General features: G+C 59.6%; 24 protein-coding genes and 1 tRNA gene. 15 read left to right on the forward strand and 10 right to left on the reverse strand.

The genetic code is table 11. From position 1 onward, the window contains the following. Nucleotides 1-861 (forward strand): nucleoside triphosphate pyrophosphohydrolase, encoded by an 861-nt coding sequence (mazG, locus tag AAAX35_RS05680; protein ID WP_349117012.1) that lies wholly within the window; start codon nt 1-3, stop codon nt 859-861. Nucleotides 862-900: 39 nt separating this feature from the next. Here the strand turns inward: mazG and AAAX35_RS05685 are convergent, their stop codons facing one another. Then, complete coding sequence (locus AAAX35_RS05685) at nt 901-2,268, reverse strand: ATP-binding protein (RefSeq protein WP_349117013.1); 1,368 nt, start codon at nt 2,266-2,268, stop codon at nt 901-903. Between the two features lie 343 nt (nt 2,269-2,611). On the opposite strand from AAAX35_RS05685, the gene eno reads away from it, so the two are divergent. From eno to AAAX35_RS05700, 3 genes are all read left to right on the forward strand, one after another. Continuing rightward, entirely contained in the window at nt 2,612-3,901 is a 1,290-nt protein-coding gene (eno, locus tag AAAX35_RS05690; protein WP_349117014.1) for a phosphopyruvate hydratase, read from the forward strand. A 189-nt stretch (nt 3,902-4,090) separates the two neighbouring features. After that, a complete protein-coding gene (locus tag AAAX35_RS05695; RefSeq protein ID WP_349117015.1) occupies nt 4,091-4,852 on the forward strand; it encodes a hypothetical protein in 762 nt (253 codons plus the stop codon). A gap of 20 nt (nt 4,853-4,872) precedes the next feature. Next, the gene (locus tag AAAX35_RS05700) at nt 4,873-5,883 is read left to right on the forward strand and encodes a hypothetical protein (protein ID WP_349117016.1); all 1,011 of its coding nucleotides are present in this window, start codon (nt 4,873-4,875) and stop codon (nt 5,881-5,883) included. Nucleotides 5,884-6,253: 370 nt separating this feature from the next. Here AAAX35_RS05700 and AAAX35_RS05705 read toward each other — a convergent pair whose 3' ends face one another. Beyond that, a complete protein-coding gene (locus tag AAAX35_RS05705) occupies nt 6,254-6,382 on the reverse strand; it encodes a hypothetical protein (protein ID WP_349117017.1) in 129 nt (42 codons plus the stop codon). 316 nt (nt 6,383-6,698) lie between these two features. On the opposite strand from AAAX35_RS05705, the gene AAAX35_RS05710 reads away from it, so the two are divergent. The 5 genes from AAAX35_RS05710 to AAAX35_RS05730 are packed head-to-tail and all read left to right on the forward strand — an operon-like array spanning nt 6,699 to nt 11,298. Next, the gene (locus AAAX35_RS05710) at nt 6,699-7,880 is read left to right on the forward strand and encodes a nucleotidyltransferase family protein (RefSeq protein WP_349117018.1); all 1,182 of its coding nucleotides are present in this window, start codon (nt 6,699-6,701) and stop codon (nt 7,878-7,880) included. Beyond that, nucleotides 7,870-8,391: a S24/S26 family peptidase gene (locus tag AAAX35_RS05715; RefSeq protein ID WP_349117020.1), complete on the forward strand. Its 522-nt coding sequence runs from the start codon at nt 7,870-7,872 to the stop codon at nt 8,389-8,391. Before AAAX35_RS05710 ends, AAAX35_RS05715 begins: the two co-directional genes overlap by 11 nt. Beyond that, nucleotides 8,388-9,158, forward strand: coding sequence for a hypothetical protein (locus AAAX35_RS05720; protein ID WP_349117023.1), 771 nt, complete (start codon nt 8,388-8,390; stop codon nt 9,156-9,158). Before AAAX35_RS05715 ends, AAAX35_RS05720 begins: the two co-directional genes overlap by 4 nt. 25 nt (nt 9,159-9,183) lie before the next feature. Next, the gene (locus AAAX35_RS05725) at nt 9,184-9,450 is read left to right on the forward strand and encodes a PqqD family protein (RefSeq protein ID WP_349117025.1); all 267 of its coding nucleotides are present in this window, start codon (nt 9,184-9,186) and stop codon (nt 9,448-9,450) included. 60 nt (nt 9,451-9,510) lie between these two features. Beyond that, the gene (locus AAAX35_RS05730) at nt 9,511-11,298 is read left to right on the forward strand and encodes an ABC transporter ATP-binding protein (protein ID WP_349117026.1); all 1,788 of its coding nucleotides are present in this window, start codon (nt 9,511-9,513) and stop codon (nt 11,296-11,298) included. Between the two features lie 228 nt (nt 11,299-11,526). Here the strand turns inward: AAAX35_RS05730 and AAAX35_RS05735 are convergent. After that, nucleotides 11,527-11,611 (reverse strand) — tRNA-Leu (locus AAAX35_RS05735). A gap of 31 nt (nt 11,612-11,642) precedes the next feature. After that, nucleotides 11,643-12,266 carry a hypothetical protein gene (locus AAAX35_RS05740; RefSeq protein WP_349117027.1) on the reverse strand — a complete coding sequence of 208 codons (624 nt, stop codon included), beginning with the start codon at nt 12,264-12,266 and terminating at the stop codon, nt 11,643-11,645. Between the two features lie 163 nt (nt 12,267-12,429). Between AAAX35_RS05740 and AAAX35_RS05745 the strand changes: the two genes are divergently transcribed. Together AAAX35_RS05745 and AAAX35_RS05750 are read left to right on the forward strand one after the other, a co-directional pair. Next, the gene (locus AAAX35_RS05745) at nt 12,430-12,717 is read left to right on the forward strand and encodes a PTS sugar transporter subunit IIB (protein ID WP_117564906.1); all 288 of its coding nucleotides are present in this window, start codon (nt 12,430-12,432) and stop codon (nt 12,715-12,717) included. Nucleotides 12,718-12,728: 11 nt separating this feature from the next. Next, nucleotides 12,729-13,103, forward strand: a complete 375-nt coding sequence (locus AAAX35_RS05750; RefSeq protein WP_117769941.1) for a VOC family protein — start codon at nt 12,729-12,731, stop codon at nt 13,101-13,103. Nucleotides 13,104-13,398: 295 nt separating this feature from the next. On the opposite strand, the gene AAAX35_RS05755 is transcribed toward AAAX35_RS05750, so the two are convergent. The 4 genes from AAAX35_RS05755 to AAAX35_RS05770 form a co-directional block, all read right to left on the reverse strand. After that, on the reverse strand, nt 13,399-14,694 hold the full coding sequence (locus AAAX35_RS05755) for an ATP-binding protein (protein WP_349117028.1): 1,296 nt from the start codon (nt 14,692-14,694) through the stop codon (nt 13,399-13,401). Next, complete coding sequence (locus AAAX35_RS05760; protein WP_349117029.1) at nt 14,678-15,463, reverse strand: response regulator transcription factor; 786 nt, start codon at nt 15,461-15,463, stop codon at nt 14,678-14,680. The genes AAAX35_RS05755 and AAAX35_RS05760 overlap by 17 nt, the downstream gene beginning before the upstream one ends. Before the next feature lie 18 nt (nt 15,464-15,481). Further along, nucleotides 15,482-16,024, reverse strand: coding sequence for a uBA/TS-N domain protein (locus AAAX35_RS05765; protein ID WP_022093856.1), 543 nt, complete (start codon nt 16,022-16,024; stop codon nt 15,482-15,484). Nucleotides 16,025-16,715: 691 nt separating this feature from the next. Beyond that, a complete protein-coding gene (locus AAAX35_RS05770; RefSeq protein ID WP_349117030.1) occupies nt 16,716-18,125 on the reverse strand; it encodes a hypothetical protein in 1,410 nt (469 codons plus the stop codon). A 385-nt stretch (nt 18,126-18,510) separates the two neighbouring features. Here AAAX35_RS05770 and AAAX35_RS05775 point away from each other — a divergent pair, with 385 nt between their 5' ends. From AAAX35_RS05775 to AAAX35_RS05785, 3 genes are read left to right on the forward strand one after another with little or no spacing between them, the layout of a single operon-like run. Continuing rightward, nucleotides 18,511-18,750, forward strand: coding sequence for a hypothetical protein (locus AAAX35_RS05775; RefSeq protein ID WP_349117031.1), 240 nt, complete (start codon nt 18,511-18,513; stop codon nt 18,748-18,750). A gap of 42 nt (nt 18,751-18,792) precedes the next feature. Then, entirely contained in the window at nt 18,793-19,431 is a 639-nt protein-coding gene (locus tag AAAX35_RS05780; protein ID WP_349117032.1) for a hypothetical protein, read from the forward strand. Beyond that, a complete protein-coding gene (locus AAAX35_RS05785; protein ID WP_349117033.1) occupies nt 19,428-20,153 on the forward strand; it encodes a metallophosphoesterase in 726 nt (241 codons plus the stop codon). The genes AAAX35_RS05780 and AAAX35_RS05785 overlap by 4 nt, the downstream gene beginning before the upstream one ends. 15 nt (nt 20,154-20,168) lie before the next feature. On the opposite strand, the gene gluQRS is transcribed toward AAAX35_RS05785, so the two are convergent. Then, a complete protein-coding gene (gene gluQRS / locus AAAX35_RS05790) occupies nt 20,169-21,173 on the reverse strand; it encodes a tRNA glutamyl-Q(34) synthetase GluQRS (protein ID WP_349117034.1) in 1,005 nt (334 codons plus the stop codon). A 556-nt stretch (nt 21,174-21,729) separates the two neighbouring features. Here gluQRS and AAAX35_RS05795 point away from each other — a divergent pair. After that, complete coding sequence (locus AAAX35_RS05795; protein ID WP_349117035.1) at nt 21,730-23,673, forward strand: DUF2207 domain-containing protein; 1,944 nt, start codon at nt 21,730-21,732, stop codon at nt 23,671-23,673. A gap of 139 nt (nt 23,674-23,812) precedes the next feature. On the opposite strand, the gene AAAX35_RS05800 is transcribed toward AAAX35_RS05795, so the two are convergent. Next, nucleotides 23,813-24,454, reverse strand: a complete 642-nt coding sequence (locus AAAX35_RS05800; protein ID WP_349117036.1) for a GNAT family N-acetyltransferase — start codon at nt 24,452-24,454, stop codon at nt 23,813-23,815. Nucleotides 24,455-24,650 lie beyond the last annotated feature (196 nt).

Genomic DNA, 24,650 nt, shown 5'->3' on the forward strand with positions numbered 1-24,650 from the left:
GTGGCACAGCATATGGCTCAGCAAAATGCCGAGGGCTCGCGCGATCTGTCCACGCTGGTCGACGCGTCGGCCGAGCTGCAGCATCTGGTGCAGACCATTTGGCGCCTGCGTCAGCCCGATGGCTGCCCGTGGGACCGCGAGCAGACGCACCGCAGCATCGGCAAGAACATGATCGAGGAGGCCTACGAGGCGCTCGACTGCATCGAGGCCGATGATGCGGCACACCTGCGCGAGGAGCTGGGCGACGTTCTCATGCAGGTAGTGTTGCATGCGCAGATTGCGGCGGATGCCGGCGAGTTTACGCTGGCCGACGTGGCGCGCGATATCGACGCCAAGCTCATTCGCCGTCATCCGCACGTGTTTGGCGATGCGGACGCCGAGAGCTCCGACGAGGTGCTCAAGATCTGGGACGAGGTCAAGCTTGCCGAGAAGGCTGCCAAGGACAAGGCCGTGGCGGCGGGCGAGGCTGCGCCCGAGGGCCTGCTCGACGGCGTGCCCACGCATCTGCCGGCGCTGATGCAGGCGCAGAAGGTGTCGCGCAAGGCGGCTGCCGTGGGCTTTGAATGGGAGACGGTCCAAGATGTGTGGGACGAGGTTGCCGAGGAGCGTGCCGAGTTTGAGGCCGAGGAGCCCGGCTCGCCCGAGCGCGAAATGGAGTTTGGCGACCTGCTCTTTGCCTTGGTCAACGTCGCGCGCAAAGAGGGGATCGACGCCGAGAGTGCCCTGCGCGCCAGCACGGCAAAGTTCCGCCGTCGCTGGGCCGCGATGGAGGCCGCCGTGCACGAGGCGGGCGATGACCTCGCCGCCTGCTCAACCGCTCAACTCAACGACCTGTGGGACCAAGCAAAAGCAAGCGAGTGAGGCCTGCGTCTCTCACGACATCCATTCGTAGAGAGGTCTCTACAAGCAAAAAGCCATATACAACGGAAGATGTGCCAGCTGCGCTTCGGCATCCCACTCGAGTTGTTTAGGGTACAACACGTAAGCCATCCCAATCTTCTTGTTAAAGCGCGCGCGGAATCGGTCGAGGGAGATGGTTCCGTATCTGCGTGGCGACTTAACTTCGATGGGGCTGATGCGCGGCTTTCCGGCGGCATTGACATAGGGTCGGGTAACGAGGAAGTCGATTTCCATGCGCTCCTCCCCCTCCTTCTTTCCGCTTTGGGAATAAAAGAAGAGCCTGTGCCCATTGGCCTTTAGAGATTGGGCAACGTAGTTTTCGGTAAGCATTCCTTCGTTCAATCCGATGTCGCCGCGAAGCACGGCCCTGTAAACGTCTTCATCGGTATCGTTGTTGTCAGAGAAGGCAAGCGTTACAAGCAGGCCGGTGTCTGCCATGTAGCACTTGAGGGCCGTTTGCTCCATGCTGTGTGAAAGGCCCACGCTCGGTTCGCTTGCGGCATAGCAGATATTGGCAATTCGCGCGTCTGCCAGCCAAAAGAAGGCTTTTTCGTAGGTGCGCATGCGTGCGTTTTTATCAAGTGAGGAAAGCTTGAATCGTTTTTCGTGCCTAGAGAGCTGACCCGGGATGCCATCGAGTACGGAGACGACTCTGAATTCGTAACCGGTTGCAAAACGAGAGATATCGTTGCGATAGAGCTGGACGATTCGGCGCTTCGAAGCGTCGACAGGCGCAAAAGCGCGCTGTTCAACATAGATGGATACCGGCTCAGGCATGCCACCTACGAGCATGTATTCGCGCATAAGGGAGAGCGCTCTGCGATGTAGGGCATCGGGGAGCGGCTTCATCTTGTTAAAACTCATGCGAATGAGATCGGCCAGCCCCTTTTCGTCCATGCCCCAAAGAAACTCCTCAAAGTCGAGGGGCTCAAGTTCCAGAGACTCTTCCTCGGATGGGATGACGATATCTTTAATGTTCTGCTTGATGCTGAGTAGGGATCCAGTTTCGATGTAGTCGTAACGTCCGTCTGCAACGAGATACTTGATGAGTCCGCGTGCTTGCGGGTACATCTGGACCTCGTCAAAGACGATAAGCGTCTCGTGTTCATAGAGTTTGACGTTATAGAAAACCGAGAGATAGAGGAAGAGCGAGTCGAAGTCAGTGCGATAGTCCTCAAAATATTGCTTAACTTCGGCAGGTGCTTGAAAGAAATCAATGACAAGGCAGGACTTGTATTCGGTTTCTCCAAACGTGCGGGCAAGCGTGCTCTTGCCGACGCGGCGGGCTCCTTCAATAAGAAGTGCTGTTTTACCAGCGCTTTCATGCTTCCATTTTAGTAGTTTGTCATAGGCTTTTCGTTTAAGCATGGCTACCTCGTGCACGATATCCAGAACTTCAGACCCTTAGAATTGCACGATATCCAGAACTTTGCACGATGTAAAAGCACATTATTGGCTCTTTCATTCGCAAGCCAGGTAAAGACGGTATGCCGATAGAAGAATTTAATGGGGGGGGTCGACCTCTAGAGATGAATGCTCGGTGCAAAAACGAGCGCCCCAAAGAATGATTTCTCCAATTCATATGTATCCCTCGGCTAACTTAGGGCATAATGCAAAAAGTGCGACATGGCTAACTTACGGAGACGCACCGACGGTGCACGGTCAGCCGGTCGCTTGCATCCACTACGTTTCCAAGTGAGAGGGAGACAACATGAGTGACATTTTGGACGTCTACGGTCGTGAGGTGCTCGACAGCCGCGGCAACCCCACCGTCGAGGTCGAGGTCGTGCTCGAGGATGGCAGCTTCGGTCGCGCGATGGTGCCTTCGGGCGCTTCGACCGGCGCCTTTGAGGCATGTGAACTGCGCGACGGCGACAAGGGTCGCTACCTGGGCAAGGGCGTTTCGCAGGCCGTCGAGCACGTCAACAACGAGTGCGCCAACGCCGTCGTGGGCCTCGATGCCTTCGATCAGCGTGCCGTCGATGCCGCGCTGATCGCCGCGGACGGTACGCCCAACAAAACCAAGCTCGGTGCCAACGCCATTCTGGGCGTATCGCTGGCCGTTGCTCGCGCTGCGGCAGAGTCGGCGGGTCTGTCACTGTACCAGTACCTGGGCGGCGTCAACGCCCACCTGTTGCCCACGCCCATGATGAACATCCTCAACGGCGGCGTGCATGCCGACAACAACGTTGACTTCCAGGAGTTCATGATCATGCCGGTGGGCGCCCCGAGCTTTGCCGAGGGCCTGCGCTGGTGCGCCGAGGTCTACCACACCCTCAAGGGCGTGCTGCACGAGGCCGGCCTGGGCGGCGGCGTGGGCGACGAGGGCGGCTTTGCCCCCAACCTCAAGACCAATGCCGAGCCGTTCGAGTACATTACCAAGGCCGTCGAGAAGGCTGGCTTTAAGCCCGGCGTCGACTTCATGTACGCCATGGATCCGGCGTCCACCGAGTTCTACAACGCCGAGACCGGTATGTACGAGCTCAAGGGCGAGGGCGTAGCGTACACGAGCGCCCAGATGGTTGATTACTGGGAGAAGCTCGTCGACACCTATCCCATCATCTCCATCGAGGACGGCATGGCCGAGGAGGACTGGGACGGCTGGGTTGAGCTCACCCGCCGCATTGGCAATAAGGTGCAGCTCGTAGGCGACGACCTGTTCGTCACCAACACCGAGCGCCTTAAGAAGGGCATCGAGCTGGGTGCCGCCAATTCGATCCTGGTCAAGGTCAACCAGATTGGCACGCTCACCGAGTCGCTCGAGGCTATCGAGACTGCCAAGGAGGCCGGCTACGCTTGCATCGTGAGCCACCGTTCCGGCGAGACCGAGGACTCCACGATCGCCGACCTGGTCGTGGGTGTTAACGCCGGTCAGATCAAGTCGGGTGCCCCGTGCCGCAGCGACCGCATCGCCAAGTACAACCAGCTCATCCGCATCGAGGACGAGCTCGAGGGCAGCGCGCGCTACGCCGGCAAGTCTGCGTTCTACAACATTCGCTAGGCAGCGGCGTGTGCGGGGCTGACTCGGATTCGCCTCGCTTCCGCCGGGCACTGTTGAGCACCATTGGGCGCTGGGCCATACGGCTCAGCGCCTTTTTTATGTCGAGCAAAGGCTGACGAAGGCGGTGCGGGCGCTCGTGCTATAACTAAAGGACTTAGCGCAAACAAACCTCAACCGCACAAGGCGCACATGGATCAGATTTACGACAACAGGTATTATTCCGCCGGTTCGCGCGAGCCGTCGCCTCGCCGTACGGGTACCGTGCAGCTCGGCGGGTCCGACTACGCCGGCGTCGATCGCCGCGCACAGCGTCCGGCAAGCGCCTCACGCCCCCGTGCTCAAATGAATATGCCGACGGACCGCCCGCCACGTTCGGCGCGCCCGATGCATGCTCAGCGTCCCTCGGCTCAAACACACGAAAAGTCGACCAGGCCCTCGAGCCGTCTCTCCGGTTCGGACTTTATGCGCTACGCCAACGACAACGCGGTGGTCAAGGCGATCTACGACTTTACCCATGGACCCCAGCGCGGGCTGTTTATTGGCATTGTCGTCGTCCTGGTGCTCGTGAGCCTGTACTTTCCCGTGCGCGACCTCTACGTTGCCAAGCGCTCGAGCGATATCTTGGCCAAGCAGGTCGAGATTCGCCGGCAGTACAACGACGACTTGCAGAAAAGCGTCGACAAACTGCTCTCGGAGGAGGGCATTAAGGACGCGGCGACCGAGGACCTGGGCCTGGTGATGCCCGGCGAGACCAAGATTGACGTGCTGGGCCTGGACGATGATTCGGACTCGTCGTCGAGCAAAAAGTCCTCGAACGCCAAGAAGGCCAGTGAAGTCGCCAAAGAGATCGAAGAGGTCGGCAAGGACGCGCCGTGGTACATCCAGACGCTCGATATGCTGTTTGGATTTAACGGCGTCGAGGGCCAGACGGTCGTGTCCAACGGCAAATAGCGCCCGGAGGGGAGCCTGCAATGACGCATCGCGACAAACGATATAAGGTGGCGGCGATTGACCTGGGAACGGTGTCGTCGCGACTGGTGCTGGCCCAGGTCGAGGGCGGGGCGATCGTGGAATCGTCCAAGCATACCGAGATTACCGACTTGGGCGAGGGCGTGGACGCGACGGGGCGCTTTTGCGAGGCGGCCGTTGAACGCGTGCTCGCTGCGTGCCGAATGTTTGTGGACGAGGCCCGTGCCTTTGGGGCCGCGTGCGTCTGCACCACGTGCACGAGCGCCGCGCGCGATGCGTCCAATGCCGCGCTGCTGCTGGACGGCCTGCGCGATCTGGGGCTTGAGCCGCAGGTGATTCCGGGCGAGGTCGAGGCGCGCCTGACGTTTTTTGGCGTGGCGCACGACTTTGCCGGCGAGCGCATCATCGTTGCCGATTCGGGCGGCGGATCCACGGAGCTCGCGACGGGCGTCTATGCACCGGAGCGCGGTATCTTTGCTCTGGAGGGAACGCGCTCGCTGGACATCGGTTGCCGTCGCGTGACCGAGCGGTTTTTCTCGGCGCTGCCGCCGTCAACGGACGAGCTTGCGGCTGCTGCCGGCTGGGCAAACGAGCAGTTTGCGGGCTATTTTGAGAGCCTGCCTGTCGACTTTGAGCGCGCCGAGCGCCTGGTGGCGGTGGGTGGTACCGTCACTACGCTCGTGGCACTCGTTCACGAGCTTGAGCCGTACGATTCGAGCTTTGTGCACCTGCGCGAGCTTTCGCTGGAGCAGGTTTCGACCGCTATCGAGCGCATGTCCGCGCTGGATGCTGCGGGCATCGCCGCGTTACCGGGCGTGCAACCCAAGCGCGCGGGCGTGATCTTGGCAGGTGCCGTGGTGATTCGCGAGCTCATGCGAGCCGGCGGCTACGACACGCTCACCGTAAGCGAGAACAGCCTGCTTGCCGGCATGGCCGCCACCATCAACGAGGTTCTCGACGGCGCGACCCCCACCATCGCCTGGACCCCCGGCCTCAGCGCCTTCCAAGAGTAGTCTTTTTTGGGACGGTGCTTTTTAGCTGCATCGCCCACTCGAGACTTTCCGCGAATGAGTTTTCTGGGACGTGTCTCTATAGTTTTTTCAGCCGCGTGCTTCGCGCCATTTCGGCATGACGCATCCGGACGCCCGGCGCCCCGCTTCCCCTTCGGCTGATCACGCCGCCCGCCAGGCCGCGTACGTCGACCATTGGGACACGAGGCGAAGGCGGGTTAAACTGAAAGGACTGACCCCGGAGGAGTTCCGGAGCCAGTCCTTCGCGGCGTAGTCTTTATTTAAGCCGTCCAAGTTTTGGGATGCAGTTCACCATGCGTGCCTCCGTTCCTCGGGATCGGAATCCCGGGTCGCGAGACTTACACAGACAATTTTAAAGACCGCCGGGGATCTGACCATCCTCGCCGCTACCGCCCTCGACGGTGGATGCGGTGCAGACGGCATCCTCCTTACCGAATTCCACGAGCTCCATAGCAGGCGCATTGTACTGATTCTCAGACATTTGCAGGCTTCCTTTTCTCCTGTAATCTTGCAATGCGATTTTCAGTCTAATTCTGTGACGACTGGCAGTCAACAAGGGGGCTGACATGCGGAAATCCCCACATATGCTGTACCTATGGTAACTTTTATCGGATTCGTGAACGATGGCTTTCCGCCTGGGGTCATGTGGCATATTCCGTTGTGCTTGCCAGTACCATCCCCACCAGATGGGGGTAATATGCCTGCTATAGGTTGTTCCGATATGCTGACGTGGCGGTTACCATAGGGATTCCAGCTGCCATTGCGGGCTATCTGAGTAGACTGGAAAGACGACGACATTGCTCGAAAGTACCGTTTGCCAAATCATCCGTTCGGCGTTCTCCGAAGACGGGTCGCTGAAGTTGCCGGAAGGCCTTGAGCCTTCGGTTGTGTATGCCGAGCTGCAGGCCCAGGCTATCCCCGGGTTTGCGTTGTTGCCGGGCGGGCTGCTTGACGCCTGTGCCGACAACGCGCTTGCCGCCGCTTGGCTCAACCACGATCTAGGTCGCCGTGCCCTGTTTGGGCATTTGCTTGACGTGCAGGATGAGATGCTCTCCGTTTTGGAGGCAAAGGGTATCCCGACCGTCATCCTAAAAGGCGCGGCGGCGGGCATGTTGTATCCTGATCCGGGTTTGCGCTCCTATGGCGACATCGACTTCATGGTGTCTCCTGCCGATTTTAAGCGCGCCCGCGCTGCGTTGGTGGCCGCAGGTTTTGAGGACAAGGACGACGACGGCGTTTGCGATCACCACGTAGGGTTGGACAAGGACGGCGTGCACCTGGAGCTTCATTGGGAGCCAAACGGCATTCCCCAGGGCACACCTGGTTTGAAGGCCCTGTTCCAGGAGGCGCTCGGACACACGGAAGCAGCTTGCGTGCAGGGGCACAGCTTCCCCGTGTTCCCTCCCATGGTCAACGGCGTCGTTTTGCTGCTTCATGCGCGCAAGCACCTGGCGCTTGGGGGCTTGGGCTTCCGCCAGGTGATTGACTGGATGCTGTTTGCGAAGGCATATCTCGCCCATGATGGCTGGACGGAGTTTTCCGAGCTTTTGGGCGATGAACGCGTCGAGCGCACGGCAACGTGCCTCACGCGTTTCTGCCAGATATACCTGGGCCTTCCCGAGGAGGGCTTCGAATGGTGCGCCGAGGTGGAGCCCGCTGTTTGTGCCGACCTGCTCGAGCATGTGATGCTGCTGGGTAATTTCGGTAAGAAGATCAAGGGCAAGACCGGTGCCACAGCGCTATCGGGAATCCGAGGCCCCGTCGGCTTTTTCAGGTATCTCCAAAGAGGCGGCGTATGCAACTGGAAGGCCGCGCGCAAGCATGCGCTGCTGCGTCCTTTCGCCTGGGTGTACCAAGCGGGGCGGTGCGTTCGCGTGGTTTTGACGCGCAAGGACATTGCGGGTAGCGTGCGTTTCGATATGGAGGAAACCGCCCGGCGCCGCAACCTCGGTTCGGAGATGGGGCTGTATGATCGCTGATAACGAAGCGGTTCCCGTAACCAAAAGCACATTCAAGGAAGTGCTCGCCCGCGACGGCGTGCTCGTGTACCGCACGCGCGGCGTGTCCATGGAGCCTATGCTGCGGCAGGGTCGCGACCTTGTGACCATCAGGGCGGCAAAGCCCGGCGAGCGTTTCCGCGAGAACGATGTGGTGCTGTATTACCAGGCGGCTGGTAGGTACGTGCTGCATCGCATTGTGGGGGTGGGCCCCGCGGGCTACGTTATCCTTGGCGACAATTGCGTCACCTATGAACGCGATGTCCCGTTCGAAGACGTGCTCGGCATCCTGGTCTCGTTCGTGCGCGATGGCAAGATGTGCTCGGTCGACGATCCCGATTACCTTGCTTATGTAAGCAAGCTGCGCCGGGGCGAACACTGCCGTATCGCAAGGCGTCGGCTGGCCATGCGGGCAAAACGGACGCTCAAGCGCGCGTTTCCTAGACTATCAAGACGTTGGAATCAGCGGAAGCGAGGAAGGGGTAGGTCATGACGCAAAGCGAAGATAGCGAGCGTCTTTTGAGGTTTAGGATCGCGGGCGTTCCGGTGCAGGTGGCTTCTCGTTTCGGCTTGCTCGAACGGGTTGGCGAGCCGTATCTCGAGGAGCACGCGGACGATGAGCCCTTGTTTACCATAAGGGCTAGCGATGACGATCTGGCATTCGATAGGGCGATGGCCCCAGAATACTCCGACCCCTGCGTTGAGCTTTGCACCGTGCACCGGCTGATCGCCGAGAAGGTTGCGCCGCTGCGCCGTGTGGTGTTCCATTCTTGCGTGGTCGAGTATGAGGGACGCGCATTCGCCTTCACCGCACGCAGCGGCACCGGCAAGTCAACGCACGCACGGCTATGGATGCGATACCTTGGCGACCGGGGGGCGAAGATTCTCTGCGGGGACAAGCCGTTCCTATACGTCCCCGAGTGTGGGGAACCCATGGTCTACGGATGCCCGTGGACGGGCAAGGAAGGTTGGGGCTATAACGGGCACGCCCCGCTTGCCGGCATCTGCGTGCTTCGCCAGGCACCAACTTGCTCCATCGAGCGCTTGGCCCCAGCCGATGCCTCGGAAACCATCGTAAGGCAATGCTATATACCGCGCAAAAGCCCTGTTGGCGCATTGACAGTCTTGAGATGCATCGATCGGGTGCTCGCCGAAGTGCCCGTGTGGGCAATGGGGTGCGATATATCGGAAACCGCTGTCAAAACCTCGTTCGAGGCCATGACCGGGCAGTCATATGCAAAGGTTGTTCGCAAGCAATAGGGAAACGGCATGAAGGGAATTAGCCATGAACATCAAGAAAGGCTTCGTTATCCAGGAAGTAGGCGGTCAATGGGTTGCCGTCGCAACGGGGGCAGCGGCTGCGGAGTTCAGCGGCATCGTGAAGCTTAACGATACCGCCGCGATCGTATGGCGCGGCATCGAGGAGGGTTTGTCACGCGACCAGATCGTTGCGCGCGTGGTCGAATCGTACGATGTGGACGAGCCGCGCGCGGCCGCCGATGTCGACACCTTCCTGCAGGCGCTTGTGAAGGCGGGGATCGCCTCGGAGTAGGCTACGCCTCTCGGGCGGTAGAGATGCGCCGATTCGGAGGGGCAAACGGCAAAGTGCCCCTTGCTGCGCAGCGTCCGGCCCTGTGTCCTTAATCGCGAAGGGCGCTTCGACTGCGGGATCGGGGCCCCTTCACATCGTGTTTCCCGCAAGGAGGCCAGTCTCGTGGATTCCGGTTCCAAACTGCATGCCGTTCCCTGGATGATTCGCGTTTTAGGGAGCCGTCTCTGGATGGTTGCCGCCCTTGTCGGACTTGAAGTGGTCATCGCCGGTGGCGGTGTTTACACCGCATGGGTGATGCGCGACCTGGTCAATGCTGCGGTTGGCGGCGCTTCTGATGCGCTTCGCCTCAGCGTTGTCGTGTTCGCGGCCGTTTCGGCTGCGTTGATCGCGCTGCAGGCACTGTATCGCTTTCTGCAGGAACGTGCGCGCACGATGTTCCAGAATATCCTTAGGCTAAGATTCCTCGACAAAGTGTTGCATGCCGAGCTTTCCAGCGTGCAGGCTGTCCACACCGGCGAATGGATGAGCCGCCTGACCGATGATGCGCGTATCGTGGCATCCAACGCCACCACGGTTGTGCCTTCTGCGGCGGGTATGCTTGCCCGGCTTGTCGGAGCGCTTGCGCTGCTTGTTGTCATGATCCCTCAAATCGCTTGGATGCTCATTCCCGCGGGAATCGTGCTCGCTGGGTTCACGTTGGGCTTTCGTCGCGTGCTCAAACGCCTTCACAAGCGCATCCGCGAAACCGATGGATGCGCGCGTTCCCATCTTGTCGAGTGCCTTAACAGCCTGCTTGTCGTGAAGAGCTTCCAGAGGGAAGATTTCGCCGAGCGCGGCGCTGCTGTGCTGTTGGAAGACTATCGGGCTGCATGCATGCGGCGTATTCGATTCTCCAATTTGTGCAACATCGGATTTGGATTGGCCATGAGCGGCGCGTATCTGGTGGCTGCCGCCTATTGTGCATATGGGATCCTCGGAGGCTCGGTGAGCTACGGTACGTTCGTGGCGGCGTTGCAGCTTGTCGGTCAGGTGCAGGGCCCGTTGGCTAACATCTCGGGTTGCATTCCGCGGTATTTCGCTATGACGGCCAGTGCCGAGCGTCTGATGGATGCCGAAGCGCTGCCTTATGATGGCGTTGCCGATTCGGGGGAGGGACCCGAAGCGGACACGACTGGTTTTGCCGGCTTGGAGCTGCGTGGGGTGTCATGCCGATACGGCTCCGAGGCACCCAATGTCGCCGACGCCTGCGGCCCGCGGGCAATTCGTTGCCCCGACATGAACATCGGGCGAGGCGAGTTCGTTGCGTTCACCGGTCCGAGCGGCTGCGGAAAGTCAACCACGCTGAAGGCGATGATGGCGTTTTGCCCTTGCGAAACGGGTGAGTGCTGCGTGCTGCTCGGGGATGGGTCCCGCCAGCCTCTGACGGCGCGCTGGCGTTCCCTTTTCTCTTATGTGCCCCAGGGTAACCACCTTATGGGCGGTACGGTGCGCGAAGCGGTCGCCTTTGGCGATACGGAAGGAGCTTCCTGCGATTTGCGCATGTGGGATGCGTTGCGTATCGCATGCGCCGATTTTGTGCGGGAGATGCCCGAGGGGCTTGATTCGCAGTTGGGCGAAAGCGGTGGCGGCTTATCGGAGGGGCAGGTTCAGCGCCTGGCCATAGCCCGTGCGGTTTTCAGCAATAGGCCAGTGCTCCTATTGGACGAGGCGACCTGTTCGCTAGACCCCGATACGGAACGGCGCGTTCTGCAGAACCTGAGCGCTTTGACGGACAAGACCGTTATCGCGGTAACCCATCGTCCTGCAGCGCTTGAAGTGTGCGACAAGCGCATCGAGTTTTCCGAATGACATCGGGCTTTGGAGTTGCGATGGCCCGCGTTGATCCCGTGCCGCAAAAGGCTCCCCTTCTGACTGCTAGACTCTCGGATAAGGCAGATGTATGGGGCTGTCGCATGGTGCAAAACCGCCCCTAACCAGACAAGTCGGCTGATGGCGAGGGGGGCGAACTCGAGCCCCACCGGCGTGTAATAGAAACGAGCCCGCACCCCAAAGGGATACGGGCTCGTAGGCAATACATGGTAGGGGCGGTGGGACTCGAACCCACAATCCTTGCGGCGAGGGATTTTAAGTCCCCTGCGTATGCCAATTCCGCCACGCCCCCGTGAGACTAGAAGTCTAGCACAAGCCGTCCGTTACGCGTTGACAGCCATCGAGTGCTGACCCGACTTTTCCAAGTACTCGGCAAACTTGGCCTCGTCACCCTTGTTCTTGTACTGCAGGGCCAGCAGGTATTCCAGGCGGCAGCTCTTGACCTTGTCGTCACCGGCCTCCTCGAGCATGCGCTCCAGCTCGGGAATGTCGTTGTGGCGCTTGAGGATCATCGTGTCGTACATCAGCTGGCATTCGTGTGCGACTGCTTCGGCCTGACCGCCCTCAAAGCCCTTGATTTCGTGCAGCAACTCCTTGGACTTTTTGCGGTCCTCCTGGCCAACGTAGTAGTTAAAGGCCTTAATGACCAGGTCGACGCGCTGCATCTTGGGCAGGTTGAGTCCCAGCAGCAGGTCGAACATCTCGCTGGCGTGCTCGTGGTCCTCGCGCAGCAGATAGGAGTTCAGGCGCAGGTAGTCGCGGTTGTAGCGCGGGTACAGCATGCTGGTGAGTTTGCCGTCGAGCAAACGATCGAACTCGTCCCACTGCTTGGCGGCCATGAGCTGCTGCAGGCGTTTAAACGTGGTGCGTTTTTTGACGCTAAAGAACACCGACACGGCGATACAGATGATAACGACGGCGGTCCAGAGTGTGCGGGAATCGGGCATATTAGGGTCCTTAGTCGCTCATAAAGCGAGCGGTATGACAACACGTACTAGATGTATTATACGCAGCGCGCAAGCAAACTGGCATAAAAGCTCATCGAGGCCGAGTGCCATCGCTCGCTGCGGTACACTTACCTAAAGTAAACCATGAAGGGAGACATTACCTATGAAGAAGATCGTTTTGGCTTGCGGTGCTGGCGCTGCTACTTCCACGCTCGTTGCCCAGAAGGTCGCCACCCTGCTCGACGCCAACGGTTACGCCGGCAAGTACGAGATCGTGCAGTGCGCCATCTCCGAGGCCAAGGATTACTGCGACGAGGGCGCCGATCTGCTGATCGCCACCACCGTTGCCCCCGAGGGGCTCACCTGCCCGTACGTGAGTGGCGTGCCCTTCATGACTGGCATGAACCGCGTCGCTGCTGAGAAGGCCGTTCTCGACGTCATGGCTCAGTAGGCGCTGCCTGTATGAGTGAGCAGAACGCCAATCCGGTCGAGCTCTTTGGCATGCGCGTTGCCCATGTGGGCATTAACGCTGCCGACCCGGCAGACGCCCTGGAGATCGCGGAGCTGTTCTCGACGATGATGGGTCTGCCCGTCATCGAGACCCCCGTTTCGTACTTTAACGATTCGCTGGTCGAGATCATGAAGCAGAACGGTCGTGGCGCCAAGGGCCACATTGGCTTTGCCGTCAACGACATCGATGCGGCCGAGAAGTGGTTTGCCGAGCGCGGGCTCGAGGTCAACGAGGAGTCGCGCGTGCTGCTGCCCGACGGCGGCACCAAGCTCGTGTACTTTAAGCGCGAGTTCGCCGGCTTCGCCGTGCACCTGTGCCGCGAGTAGCGCATAAGCTGCTACAGCTAACTAAAATTGGGGTAAGGCCACGTGGCCTTACCCCATTTTTAATGCCGAGAGGGTGACTGACGGGCTGTCGTAAAACGAAGGTGAATGGTTTCCCGCGAAGTGAACGAGTGAAATCGAATCCCCGAAGCATCGACACTTTGGAGGCGCCGTTTCCTGCGGTTTTGTCAGGTATTTCCTGCGGTTTTGGCGCCAAAAAGTGCGGATGCTTCGAGGGTCCAAAATAGGTCGTTCACTTCGCGGAAAACCATTCACCTTCGATTCGTGAGAGACGCCCCTACCGCGGCAGGCGAATCGTAAAGCGGCTGCCGACGCCCTCGACTGAGGTCACGCCAATGACGCCGCCGTGGCTGTCGACGATCCACTTGGCGATGGCGAGCCCCAGGCCCGAGCCCTGCGCGCCGGCATCGCGCGCGTTGTCGGCACGGTAGAACCGCTCGAACGCGTGAGCTGCTGATTCCTGGTTCATGCCGATGCCCTCGTCCTCAACACTTATGTCGATCGTGCCCATGCCCGCATCGGGCGTTATGCCAAATGTGACGGTCGTTCCCGCATCCGAGTACTTGGCGGCGTTCTGCACGATCACGCGCAGAGCCTGCTTCACGAGCGCCACGTCGACGGGTGCGTCGCAGCGCGGGTCGCTGGCAAGCGCAGCGTCAAAGGCCAGCCGATACGTGTGCTCGGTATCGATCATCTGCGATTCCTCGCATACCTCGCCGACCAGTGCGGCCAGGTTGGTATGCGCACGCCGCAGGACCGTGCGCCCGGCATCGCCGCGCGCCAAAAACAGCAGCTGCTCCACGAGCTCTTGCATGTGCTCGCTTTCGGCCTTGAGGGACGCGATGGATTCCGCCAGCACGTCCGGGTCGTCTTTGCCCCAACGGTCGAGCATGTTCACGTAGCCCTGAATCACCGCGATGGGCGTGCGCAGCTCGTGGCTTGCATCGTTGACAAAGCGCATCTGCTGCAGCTTGGCCTCTTGCATCTGGCGCAGCAGGCGGTTGAGCGCGACCTCGATGCTTGCCAGGTCGGCGTCGCCGGTGGTGACGCTCGGCGAGTCGATGCTTGCGCGCTCGATGGCCTGCTCCAGTGTTTCCATCTTGCTGCCGGCGAGCTGCATGCGGCCGAGTTCGTCCACGCGCAAGGCCAAGTCGTTGAGCGGTGCCATGGTACGGCGCACACGGCGGGCACCACCGAGCATGTTGAGCACGCTGATGACCTGCCAACCCACAGCGGCAAGGTAGAGAGGCCATAGCGCGACGAGGTCCTGCGCGAGGGGGAAAGTCTTGCTGGTGCGCGCAAGCTCGACGGTATAGGTGAGCGTTGTCGGGTCCCAGCCGCGTGCGGGCGTCAGCGACATGCCGTGAACGGTGGCGCCGGGGATCCAGCCTGCGGTAAACGCGCTGTCGGGCAGCGTCTGGTTGTATCCATAGACGAGGATCGCCGCCGCAATCACCATCAGCAGCAGATCGAGCCAGACGTAGCTTATCAGGCGGCGCCACATATAGCTCCAGTTGATGGCGCGGGCGATGGAGGTGACGCGCTTGGCCTCGGCATTACGCACGGCAGACATAGCCCACCCCGCGCACGGTCTGGATGATGCGGGCACCGCCGGCGTCCTCGATTTTGGCACGCAGGTGTGCGATGTGCACGTCGACGTTGTTGGTGTCGCCCACGTATTCGTAGCCCAGCGCCTCGTGCGCGATGCGCTCGCGCGTGAGTACGGTCTCGGCATGCGCCATAAGCAGGGCGAGGACATCGAACTCGCGGGCAGTCAACACGATGGGCGAGCCGCCAACCGTGACTTCGCGGCGATTGGGGTCGAGCGCAACCGAGCCCACGGTGAGCGTGGCGGGGGAGGGCGAGGCAGCGGTCTGGGCCGTGTCGGTTGCCGGGGACATTGTGGCGATACCGGCGGCCGTGCTGCTCGCTACGCCAGCCCCGGCGCCGGCGCCACCAACGCCCGAAGCCGCCCGCACGGCCTCAGAGCGCTTCAGCGCCACGCGGATCCGTGCGAACAGCTCCTCAATCGCAAACGGCTTGGTCAGGTAATCGTCGGCGCCGGCATCGAGCCCGGCAACCTTATCCATCACGGCATCGCGCGCGGTGACCATGATCACCGGCACGTCCTTGTGCTTGCGGACACGCCGCAGGACCTCCATGCCGTTGAGCTGCGGCAACAGCACATCGAGCAGAATCAGATCGTAGTCGCGCTCCAGCGCCAGGTCCACGGCAGTGCGGCCGTCGGCGGCGTGCTCCACCTGGTAGCCCTCGTGCTCCAGTTCGAGCGTCACAAAGCGGGCGATTTTCTCTTCGTCCTCTACGATCAGGATCCGTGCCATGCGTGCCCCCGTCTGAGATTACTTGTCGTCGTTGAGATTTTGCTTGATGTCGTCCGCGGCGTCGGCGGCGTGATTCATAAGGTTGTTGATACTGCCGGGCACATCGCCGTCGCTGTCGATGCGGTAGCGCATGCCAAAGAACAGACCAATCAGCATCAGCCATATCGTGGCGCCCCAGGCAAACAGGGCGACGATGGGAATCAGGATGGGGATGTTGAGGATGATCGCATCGCGGCGCGTGGCGATAAACTTGGTGTCCAGGCTCAGGCGGAAGAGCTTTTTGAGGTACTCCCAAACGCTGTCCATCTTCTTGGAGAAGTCGGTTTTTTCGCTCGACTTCTCGTAGGCGGCCTGCGCGGCGACCATCTCGGCCGAGGGCTCATCGACTGGCGCGGACTCGGTGGCGGCGTGCGCCGACGTGGTCTGGGTCTTGCCCTGCGACTCGAGCCAAATGATGGCATCCAAAACGTTGCCGTCGGCAGCGTCGAGCGCGGCCTTGGCATCGGTGTAGCTCACGTTGCACTTGGTGCGGATGGTTTCAACTTTTTCGAGGTCGTCCATGACCTGTCCTTTCGTTCGATGGGCGCGACACCGGGCGATCTGCCCGGGTGCGAGCGTTGCGTTCGGCGGCCTGCGTTGCGCGGCGTCGCCCCGCCCTTGGTCGAACTCTATAGTGCAGGTTATAGATTAAGCGATTCTTGAGCCAAGATTAATGTTGGATGAGTTTTTGGGTGGCGGTGGGGAAGGAAGAGATGTCCTTCTGGGTAGCTAGCAGCGAGGTCTAATACTTTTCCGAGAAGTGAACGAGCTAAATCGGACCCCCGAAGTATCGACACTTTAAGGGCATCGTTTCCTGCGGTTTCGATACTGGAATCCTGCGATTTTGCCGACGAAAAATGTGGATGCTTCAGGGGTCCTAAAACAGACGTTCACTTCGCGGAAAAGTATTAGACCTCGATAGCGGGGGATGGGGTGCCGGTGCAAAACGGCGTCAGAGAATGGGATAAATAAGGCAAACGGATCACATGGATCAAAAATCACGTTGCAAAAGTAGATTTAAACTGCGGAGGATATAGCGGACTAGCTTGCAATGTGACGCATTGCCGCATCTCCAACTGGATTAATTCATTATAACAAACTGCTTCTATCTAGATCGTTTATGAGATGGATTCTGACCCATCGCGATGCCGTTTCGATAGGTCGGAATCCATCTTGGATTAATGGCGGTCAACAGGCTCTTCGGTGAAAGATGCTAGCCCATAAGAACTGCAAGCTTCATCGAGTTTTCAACGGCGGTGTAGCTCATAGCGCCCTTGCCGACCTTTTGCGGGTCGTAGTCAGATTGCTGGATGACACCGCTGTACTGGGCAACGACGTTTTCAAATGCTGGGCTATCGAGGAACTCATGCGGATCTGTTTTCCAACGTACTTTCCCCTGATCATCCGTTTCCATCAAGGCGCGGAGGCCGCAGACTAGGGGGTAGATAAAGCCCTCGGGTACAGGGTTACCCGCCTTGTTTTTAAAGAAGGGGGTTCGGTATTCATCGCGACTGTTTTTAAGGCTCTTGGCGGCGCCGATTTTTCCGTAGCTTCCGGTTTTGTTGTAGTACTTGGGGAAGCGCGAATAGATTTCATCGTATAGACCGGGGAGGTCCGTAGCCACTTTGAGTGCGCTAAGAACTTGCGGATTCTTGAGTTCGCGGCGCGCCGAACCAGAGGCTCTGGTTACTCGATCATCCCTCATCAGCTGCAAAAACTTCTCCTGGCATTTTTCCTTGCCGCTATAGACTAGAGGAGGTTGCGGCGCTTCGATATCACCAGAGGTGACGGTACTTGAGATGAGCGATAACGGGATCCAGGAGAGCGCGACAAGCTTTCTGGATTCAATGGGCTTGCCGTCGTTAGTCTTCCAACTGATGTTGCCTGCAAATTCAGGGTACTTTTCGACAAAGAGGGCTTTAAAGGAATCAAAAAGACCTTCCTGATTGCCTTTGGTGCCCTGTGTGAGCTGGGCGTTATTGTTGCGGGCATCGCAGATTTCCAGAAGCGATGTGCGGAAGTTTTCAACGCAGAGCGCATCGTTGGGATCGGTGGGAACGAGCAATTCAACGGGAATCGAGAAGTCGAGAGTGCTTATGCCTTTCTCTTTGAGGGCCGCTTTTTCTTCACGGAGAAGTGACAGATAGTCTTCAATATCGGCTCGACGGTTCATCCATGTTTGCTTGAATGAGTCCCAGATCGAAACTTCGCTCTTTTTGGGGGGTCGATTGCCGAGCGCAAGCTCTGCTTCACTGAGAATGTAACTGCCGATGGCGAGGGTGTTATGTCCGCCGTCGAGAATTCCCTCAACCTCATCATTGGGGGTAAAGCTCAAACGATAGCGACCGCGCTCAAGGGGTTCATAGTTCGAAGACGCGAGCAAAATTCCCTTTGACTTAAAAGGAAATAGCTTTTGTTCAGGGGATAGTTCGTCCGCACGGATGGAAGCCTGAATGGCATCGGTAACGGATCCCAAGCGAGAGTTGCGAGGGTTGGCATCGAGGTCGAGCGTATCAATTATTTGGATAAGAGATTTGGGAGACATCAAGCCGACGACCTTTTTTATATCCCCAAGCTTTTGCACGTAGCTGTCGGTAAATCGAACAATAATGTCGGTGCTCATAGCAAAACCCTTTCGTCTAAAGTAGTCAAAACAACAGGCCTGCGCTCTTGGAGTGCCGGAGATTGAAAGGGAGCATCGCTAATAAAAAAGCTGGTCTCCCAGCTCTAGACGAAAGCCATAACGGTGATCGGGCGTTATGGTGTTGTGCCTAGAGACATCCGTCTCATCTTCCAGCCCCTATCCAGGAAGCTTGATCGAAGGATCTCACTGACCGAGGAAGAGATCAAGATCTTCGTGGAAATAAATCAGACTGCTTATTGTGAACGGTAGGTAAGTGACGGCAATCGGCATTTGTGTCCGCACGACATGTGACACTTGCCCTGCCGCCCTGCTCTGCCGCGGCGGCATGTACCCGAACAACGACTCTCTAAGGAGCTCGATACCAATGAGTGACAACACCAAGCATCTCGCAAAGAAGTGCGTTAAGGACGCGGGGCCGTGCCTCGCGCTGTGCCTTGCCGGCGCAGCGGTCGCGCTGCTGGCTATTCTGGGGCCGTTCGACGTGCTCCGAAATGCCGTCTCTCTGCACGTCTGCATGGCCCTTGCCGGCGCCATGATGACCGGCGGCGTGCTCGATCTGGTTTTTTGGGTGCTTGACCCGTTTGGATGGAAGAACGAAGGGTAAGCCCTAAGGGATGCAGATGCCTCGCAGCGTTAGGAGGTCCCCGTGATCTGGTTTACTAGCGATGCTCATTTTGGACACGAGAACATGCTACGGCTTAGCGATAGGCCTTGGTCGACTGTTGCGCAGATGAACGACGCCATGGTCGCTAACATTAACAGCAAGGTCGCTGCGGATGACGAGCTCTACATCTTGGGCGACTTCAGCTTTAAGATGACGGTCCAAGACGCCTGTGAGCTGCGCAAAAGCATTGCCTGCAAGCGCGTCCACCTACTGCCCGGCAACCACGACAAAGACTGGACGCAGTCTGGCGTAGCGGATGCTTTTATCGTCGAGCCGCCCATTTGCGTGCTCAAGATCAACCGCCAAAAAATCGTGTTGAGTCACTATCCCATGGTCGATTGGCAGGGCATGTCGCACGGCAGCTGGCATCTGCACGGGCATATTCACAGCTGCGGCGGCGCGTACAACAAGTTCAACCTCAGACAGGGGCTGCTGCGCTATGACGTGGGTGTGGACGCTAACGGCTACGCCCCCGTGAGCCTGAAGGAGCTCAGGTCGTGGTTTGCGCAGGTAGACGAGCCGGTGTGTTGCGTTAAATGGCCGAGGTGGGTCAACGCCACGGGTGACGAGCAGATTGAGCACGATCTCGAAACATATAAGAGAGAAGTGGTAATCCGATGACGGTCTATGTGACGGGCGATATTCACGGCGGCCTCGACATGCAAAAGCTGCGCGATTGGGACCTTGGGGATAGCCTGACGAGCGACGACTATCTGATTGTCGCGGGCGACTTTGGCTTTCCGTGGGATTTCTCTGCCGAGGAATGTGCCGATATTGCCTGGCTGGAATCGCGTCCCTATACCGTGCTGTTCGTCGACGGCAATCACGAGCGTTTCGATCACTGGGCGGAGCGTCCCATGGAGTTGTGGCACGGCGGGCTGACGCAGCGCCTGTCGGATACCTCGCTCATACGGCGTCTGACGCGTGGCGAGGTTTTTGAACTCGACGGCTCAATGATCTTTACCATGGGTGGCGCCACGAGCGTGGACAAGGAATACCGCATTCCCTATTCCAGTTGGTGGCCGCAGGAGCTGCCGGATGAGCGCAACTTTGAGGAGGCGCGGACAAAGCTCGACAGCATGGGCTGGAAGGTCGACTACGTGATCACCCACACCTGCTCTACGCGCATGCTTTCGCCCACGCTTTATCCGGCACCCGGCTGGAATTACCCCGCCGTTGATCGGCTCACGGCATTTTTCGATGAGCTGGAAGACCACTTGGATTACAAACGCTGGTACTACGGGCATTTCCATCGGGATGCCAACCCGGCCGAACGCCACACCGTGCTCTACGACTGCATCGTTCGCCTGGGTGACGAACTCCAGCCCTGGGATGTTGCGTAGGGGCGGACTGAGCGGCTACTCGGCCGTTACAGTGATGTTCTCCCGGTGCGCGCGGATGACATTCCAGCTAAAGTGCTCGACCAACTGCTCGGCGGTACGCGGCGTGGTGTCCGGCGCGATGCCCGTTTGCCCGGCGAGCCAGCCCAGCAGTGCCTCGGGCGTGCCAAAGCGGGCGCGTAGTTCGCCCAGGTCCAGATCGCGGTCGCGCTTGGAAAGGCGGCGGCCGTCCGGCGACATGAGCAGCGGAATGTGCGCGTAGTGCGGCGTGGGAAGTCCCAGCAGATGCTGCAGATAGATTTGGCGCGGCGTGGAGCCCAGCAGATCGCATCCGCGCACGACCTCGGTGACGCCCATGGCGGCGTCGTCGATCACCACGGCTAGCTGATAGGCAAACACGCCGTCGCTGCGGCGCACCAAAAAGTCGCCGCATTCGGTGGCGAGCGCTTCGCATTGGGCGCCGTACGTGCGGTCCACGAATTCGATCACGTCGTCCGCGAGGTCATCGACGGCGGGCACGCGCAAACGCGTGGCCGGGGCGCGCAGGGCACTGCGGCGGGCAACCTCCTCGGCAGAAAGGCCTCGGCAGGCGCCGCGATAGATGAGCGTGCCGTCGCTGGCGTGCGGTGCGCTTGCGGCGTGGAGCTCGGCACGTGTGCAAAAGCAGGGGTAGGTGAGGCCGGCGTCTTGCAGCTGGTGCAGGGCGCTCTCGTACAGGTCCAGACGATCGTGCTGGTAGTAGGGGCCTTCGTCCCACTCGAGCCCTAGCCATGCCAGGTCGTCGATTAGTTGGGCGGCAAGCTCGGGGCGCTTGCAGCGATCGTCCAGGTCCTCGATGCGCAACACGATGCTGCCGCCCTGGCTGCGGGCCGAAAGCCACGCGCACAGGCAGCTGAACACGTTGCCCAAGTGCATGCGGCCCGAGGGCGACGGGGCAAAGCGACCCACGACAGGTGCGGGAGAGGGAGTCGTCGTTGGCGCGTCCGCGACGGGCGTTGCTATGTTGCGTGCTTTGATATCCATGCGGACGAGTATAGCGCGGGGCACGATGGGGAGGCATCACTGTGGTCCGCAAGTTGTCGAGGACCCGCATTGCGTATGGCGGGCCGCAGACTCGGTGCTTTGATTCCTGTCCGTCAACTCGGCACCTTAGACAACAGAAACCCCGGCAGCTCTTCGCAACTGCCGGGGTTTCCGCGGAAAAGGGGGACATGATCCACGAGCGAACGGGAAAGGGGCAACCGTTTTCGCTCAACTGCTTTATGCCCTTTACTCGCGGGCTCAATCAGCGCGCGCCGCAGCAACACAAAGCCGCTACACCTGTGACGGAGCTGTGAAGTGGTATCTATTGCTGACGCGGGACTCGGCCAAAGAGCGTCCCAAACGACAATTTTGTTGCTGCCTGTCGGTTCAGCCCAATGATCCGTTTTCCTCCGTCCCCAATAGATCATTTTCCAAGTGTCGGGGTGCGGGCGTGACTTTCATCCCGTTTGGCACTCCGGTCGCCTAGATGTTCGTCATGCGTACCCGCAAACGTGGGACAATGGCGCTGTTGGTTTTACAGACAAAGGATGTGCCTATGAACACCCCCGTTGCCAGTACTTGTCGGCAGCGCTGCCTGTTTGCGCGATTCGCTTCCGTCTGCGTGCTCGTCGCGCTTGCGTTGTTGCTACTGCCTGTCGCCGCGCACGCCGACGGCTACTCCATGACCCAAACCTATATCGGCGCCACGGTCGAGGCCGACGGTTCGCTGACCGTTGTCGAGGGACGCCAGTTTGATTTCGATGACGATATCAACGGCGTGTTTTGGGAGATCAATACGGGCTCTAACCAGCAGGGCGGCGCGGCGGGCGTCAATGTGCTGAGCGTCGAGGAAGACGACACCGCGTTTAACAAGGTCGACAGCGCGAACAAGGGTGACTCTGGCGTCTACACGGTCGAGCAGACTGGTGACGGCGTAAAGATCAAGGTGTTCAGCCCTCACGAGAGCGGCGATAGCGCGATCTATTGCGTGAGCTACACCATGACCGGTGCGGTTATGAACTGGGCCGATACCGCCGAGCTCTATTGGAAATTCGTGGGCGACGGCTGGTCCGCGGATTCCGATGACGTCGAGATGGAAGTGTACTTCGCAAATGCCGCTGCCGGGACGGTGGCCGTCAAGGGCGATAACTTCCGCGCATGGGGGCACGGCCCGCTGACGGGCGACGTATCGCTCGATGCGGATGAACCCATGGTCACCTATACCATTCCCTGCGTGCACCAGGGCGAATTCGCCGAGGCGCGCATCGCCTTCCCCAGCGACTGGGTGCCGCAGCTTGCCGCTTCGAGCGAGGAGCGCATGCCGACAATCCTGAGCGAGGAGAAGGCATGGGCCGACGAGGCTAACGCCCGCCGCGCTCACGCTCGCATGATTGCCAATGTACTTGCCGTACTAAGTGTTGTCGCGGCGGTGGCCTTTACCGGCACAATCGTTGTGCTCAAGCTGCGCCGCCGCAAGCCCAAACCGCTTTTCCAGGACGAATATTTCCGCGATGTGCCTTCGGACGACCATCCCGCCGTGCTTTCGGCCCTCATGAGCTGGAACGAGGTGCCCGATCAGGCATATATCGCCACGCTCATGAAGCTCACCGACGACCGTGTGATCAAGCTGGAGCAGGCGACCGTGACCAAGGCCAAGAAAGGTCTGTTGGGGCGTGAAAAAGAAGAGCAGACGTATCGCGTGACGGTGAGTGATGCGGGCTGGAAGTCGGCCAAGGGCATTGACCGCATGGTGCTCAAGGTCTTCTTTGCCGGTGCTAAGCCCGACGAGAACGGCGACCGCTCGCGCACGTTTGACGAGCTGCAGCACTACGTCAAGCAGCACGCTACACCCGTGGGCGACAAGCTCGAGGACTATCAGAACACCGTTAAGGGCAAGCTGGCCGATAGCGAGTACGTTGCCTCGGACGGCATTGTCGCAATGGTGTTTTGCCTGGTTCTCGGTATTCTGATCGCCTGTGTTCCCGCGGGATCCATCTTCTTTACCGACGGCGCGCAGGCGAACATTGTCGCCGCGGTTATCTCGGTGCCGATTGTGCTGGTGGGTATTGGCGTGGGCCTTACGTTCCGCCGCTTTACGCCGGAGGGCGCCGAGGTGGCGGCTCGCTGCAAGGCGCTTAAGCATTGGCTTGAGGACTTCACGCGTCTAAAGGAAGCCGTCCCCGGCGATCTGGTGCTGTGGAATAAACTTCTGGTGATGGGTGCGGCGCTGGGCGTTTCGAAGGAAGTCCTGCGTCAGCTTGCCGAGGCTGTTCCTCCCGAGGTGCGCGAGGCCGACGGTTTCTACGACAATTACCCCTGCTACTGGTGGTACTACCATCACTACGGAAACCAGTCCCCGCTCGATTCGTTCGATGATGTGTATCACGAGAGCATCCGTGAGCTGGCTTCGAGTTCCGATAGCTCGAGCGGCGGCGGTGGTGGCGGCTTCTCGGGCGGCGGAGGCGGCGGCGTCGGCGGAGGCGGCGGCGGAACGTTCTAACGGTCCTAAATTACGGGATGGACTTTTCTCGACAGCCGTTGGGGAAAGCCCATCCTCTTTTTATGCGCTACCTACGAAGACTGTCCCCAGCGACTCGTCACTGGGGACGTTCCTAAATGACTAGGTATGGCTGCTGGGCCTAGGCCGTTAGGTCAAGTTCGTAGAGGAAGCTTTCGCGCGGCATGTCGTGGCGGCGCTCTTCGCGGTTGGCGCGGTGCGTGGCCGCGCGCTTAAAGCCGTGCAGCTCGTAGAACTTCCACGAGCAGTTGGAGTCGGTGTACAGGTGTGCCCTCGTCGCCCCGCGCGAGGACAGGTACGAGACCGCGGCATCGAGCAAAACCGAGCCAACGCCCAGGCCATGGACGTCGCGATCTACGGCAAGCAGCGTGACCTCGTTGTCGTGTGGCAACGGGCTGCTTTCGAGCAGGCGGTTGTTGGTTCGGATGGTTGCGCGCACAAACGATAGATACTCGGCGCAGGCATCGGGCTCCAGCTCGCGCATTTGCGATAGCAGCGCGCGTTCGGTATCCATCCAATGTTCCTTGACGGTGGCGCCGGAGCTCTGTCCCGCACGTGCGAGCGCAATGCCGCGCGCCTGACCGTCGATTACGGCAACCTGCGAAAAGGTCGACGACGAAAGGCAATAGGCGAGGTCGCACGCGGCCTCAAGGCGGTTGTACTCATCGTTATCCGAATTGTTATGCCAAAGCTGCTGCAGAATCAGCGCGATGGCGTCGAAGTCTTCGGTATCAAACGGTCGGTAGAGAACCCGCGAGACCATGGTGCCTCTTTCTTTTGCGGATGCATATCGAGCACAGTTCTACCACGCTATTGGCATCTAATTATGGTGCCCCTGTGTTCCATGAACTCACCGTGCCCGGTGCCGTGCTCATCTCCTCCGCTCGCAAACTTTTTCTGCATATGCGCCCGTTGCGGGGTGCATCGATGCGCTCGATGCGCTACATTGAATCAGTATT

It is taken from the genome of Collinsella sp. CLA-ER-H11, assembly GCF_040092445.1.
GTDB lineage: Bacteria > Actinomycetota > Coriobacteriia > Coriobacteriales > Coriobacteriaceae > Collinsella.

Excerpts from the sequence above, each read along its gene's own strand:
- AAAX35_RS05685 (WP_349117013.1), bottom strand. The coding sequence starts at position 2,268 with ATGCTTAAACGAAAAGCCTATGACAAACTACTAAAATGGAAGCATGAA.
- eno (WP_349117014.1), top strand. The coding sequence starts at position 2,612 with ATGAGTGACATTTTGGACGTCTACGGTCGTGAGGTGCTCGACAGCCGC.
- AAAX35_RS05695 (WP_349117015.1), top strand. The coding sequence starts at position 4,091 with ATGGATCAGATTTACGACAACAGGTATTATTCCGCCGGTTCGCGCGAG.
- AAAX35_RS05700 (WP_349117016.1), top strand. The coding sequence starts at position 4,873 with ATGACGCATCGCGACAAACGATATAAGGTGGCGGCGATTGACCTGGGA.
- AAAX35_RS05705 (WP_349117017.1), bottom strand. The coding sequence starts at position 6,382 with ATGTCTGAGAATCAGTACAATGCGCCTGCTATGGAGCTCGTGGAATTC.
- AAAX35_RS05715 (WP_349117020.1), top strand. The coding sequence starts at position 7,870 with ATGATCGCTGATAACGAAGCGGTTCCCGTAACCAAAAGCACATTCAAG.
- AAAX35_RS05720 (WP_349117023.1), top strand. The coding sequence starts at position 8,388 with ATGACGCAAAGCGAAGATAGCGAGCGTCTTTTGAGGTTTAGGATCGCG.
- AAAX35_RS05725 (WP_349117025.1), top strand. The coding sequence starts at position 9,184 with ATGAACATCAAGAAAGGCTTCGTTATCCAGGAAGTAGGCGGTCAATGG.
- AAAX35_RS05740 (WP_349117027.1), bottom strand. The coding sequence starts at position 12,266 with ATGCCCGATTCCCGCACACTCTGGACCGCCGTCGTTATCATCTGTATC.
- AAAX35_RS05745 (WP_117564906.1), top strand. The coding sequence starts at position 12,430 with ATGAAGAAGATCGTTTTGGCTTGCGGTGCTGGCGCTGCTACTTCCACG.
- AAAX35_RS05750 (WP_117769941.1), top strand. The coding sequence starts at position 12,729 with ATGAGTGAGCAGAACGCCAATCCGGTCGAGCTCTTTGGCATGCGCGTT.
- AAAX35_RS05755 (WP_349117028.1), bottom strand. The coding sequence starts at position 14,694 with ATGTCTGCCGTGCGTAATGCCGAGGCCAAGCGCGTCACCTCCATCGCC.
- AAAX35_RS05760 (WP_349117029.1), bottom strand. The coding sequence starts at position 15,463 with ATGGCACGGATCCTGATCGTAGAGGACGAAGAGAAAATCGCCCGCTTT.
- AAAX35_RS05765 (WP_022093856.1), bottom strand. The coding sequence starts at position 16,024 with ATGGACGACCTCGAAAAAGTTGAAACCATCCGCACCAAGTGCAACGTG.
- AAAX35_RS05770 (WP_349117030.1), bottom strand. The coding sequence starts at position 18,125 with ATGAGCACCGACATTATTGTTCGATTTACCGACAGCTACGTGCAAAAG.
- AAAX35_RS05775 (WP_349117031.1), top strand. The coding sequence starts at position 18,511 with ATGAGTGACAACACCAAGCATCTCGCAAAGAAGTGCGTTAAGGACGCG.
- AAAX35_RS05785 (WP_349117033.1), top strand. The coding sequence starts at position 19,428 with ATGACGGTCTATGTGACGGGCGATATTCACGGCGGCCTCGACATGCAA.
- gluQRS (WP_349117034.1), bottom strand. The coding sequence starts at position 21,173 with ATGGATATCAAAGCACGCAACATAGCAACGCCCGTCGCGGACGCGCCA.
- AAAX35_RS05795 (WP_349117035.1), top strand. The coding sequence starts at position 21,730 with ATGAACACCCCCGTTGCCAGTACTTGTCGGCAGCGCTGCCTGTTTGCG.
- AAAX35_RS05800 (WP_349117036.1), bottom strand. The coding sequence starts at position 24,454 with ATGGTCTCGCGGGTTCTCTACCGACCGTTTGATACCGAAGACTTCGAC.